The 1683-nt window shown below is 43.4% G+C and carries 2 protein-coding genes; both read right to left on the minus strand.

What is annotated here, in order from left to right:
- Positions 1-864: asparagine synthase (glutamine-hydrolyzing) (asnB, locus tag ACWHAR_RS20650; protein ID WP_452087682.1), on the minus strand; the 864-nt coding region annotated here is incomplete at its 3' end.
- Positions 865-1013: 149 nt separating this feature from the next.
- The coding region (gene metK, locus ACWHAR_RS20655) for a methionine adenosyltransferase (RefSeq protein ID WP_452087683.1) at positions 1014-1683 on the minus strand (670 nt) is incomplete at its 5' end.

Genomic DNA, 1683 nt, shown 5'->3' on the forward strand with positions numbered 1-1683 from the left:
GACAGAGAATGTTTTTAAGCTTGGATGAAATTCCTTCGCAACAGACACAATAAAGGAAGAATCAATCCCGCCAGACAGGAATGAACCGACAGGAACGTCACTTCTCATATGAACGTTTACAGAGTCATAGATCGCGTCTCTGACTTCTTTCACAAGCTTGTCTTCTTCAGTCTGAACCGGCTTGAAGTTCGCTTTGAAATACGTTTTGAATGTGATATCGCCGTCCGGGCGGATTGTGAACTGTGAACCCGGCTCTACTTTTTTCACATGGGCATCAAGCGTGCTTGGCTCAGGAACAAATTGGAAAGACATGTACTGCTGCAATGCCTCTTTGTCTATTTCAATATCATTCTGAGCAACCATTAAACTTTTTCTCTCTGAGGCAAAATAAACCTGATCATTGATTGTTGTGTAGTACAACGGTTTAATGCCGAATGGATCTCTTGCCCCATAAAGCACATGATCGTTTTTATTCCAAATCAGAAAGGCAAACATACCGCGCAGTTTGGACGCCGCTTCTTCTTTATAGTGACGGTAAGTCGCAAGAAGAACCTCTGTGTCCGAATCCGTGTTGAATGTGTACCCCTTTGCTTCAAGCTCTTCTCTCAGTTCAATATAGTTATAGATTTCTCCGTTAAAGATAATCCAATATGCTTCATCTTCATATGATAAAGGCTGTCCGCCATTTTCTACATCAATAATGCTGAGCCGTCTGAATCCGAAGCCGACGTGCTCATCATGGAAATATCCATCACTGTCAGGACCGCGGTGAACGATCATTTGGTTCATTTGTTTGATTAGTTCTTCTTGATCAGCGGTTTGAGCTAACGGATGCTTGTTAAAAACCCCGACAAATCCACACATAGTATTGCCTCCATAATTAAAATTGTCATCATTGAACCCCTATTTATAGACGCTGTGAATAGTATTTGGTTTCACAGTTATGTAAAAAAATAAACATGAATACAACGATAAAAAAGGGAAAGCCGCTTAACCAGTAAGCGGCTATAAAATTATTCTCCTAACGCTTCTTTACGCAGCTGCTCCGCTTTGTCTGTGCGCTCCCAAGGAAGGTCAACATCGTGACGTCCAAAGTGGCCGTACGCAGCAGTTTGTTTGTAGATCGGACGGCGCAAATCAAGCATTTTGATAATGCCGGCAGGTCGTAAATCAAAGTTATTGCGAACAACTTCAATCAGTTTTTCCTCAGAAGCTTTTCCGGAACCGAATGTATTGATTGAGATTGACACAGGCTGTGCAACACCGATCGCGTAAGCAAGCTGTACTTCGCAAGAATCAGCAAGCTCAGCCGCAACGATGTTTTTCGCAACGTATCTTGCCGCATAAGCTGCAGAACGGTCTACCTTCGTCGCGTCCTTACCTGAGAACGCGCCTCCGCCGTGGCGTGCATAGCCGCCGTACGTATCAACGATGATTTTGCGTCCTGTAAGTCCCGCATCGCCTTGAGGGCCTCCGATTACGAAACGTCCTGTAGGGTTGATGAAATATTTTGTTTCTTCATCAATCAGCTCTTTAGGAACAACCGGATTGATCACATATTCTTTAATGTTGCGCTGAATTTGCTCAAGTGTAATTTCAGGGTGATGCTGAGTTGAAATAACAATCGCGTCAATGCGGACTGGTTTGTTATTTTCATCGTACTCAACCGTTACCTGTGTTTTG

It is taken from the genome of Bacillus sp. LR--39 (assembly GCF_053613335.1).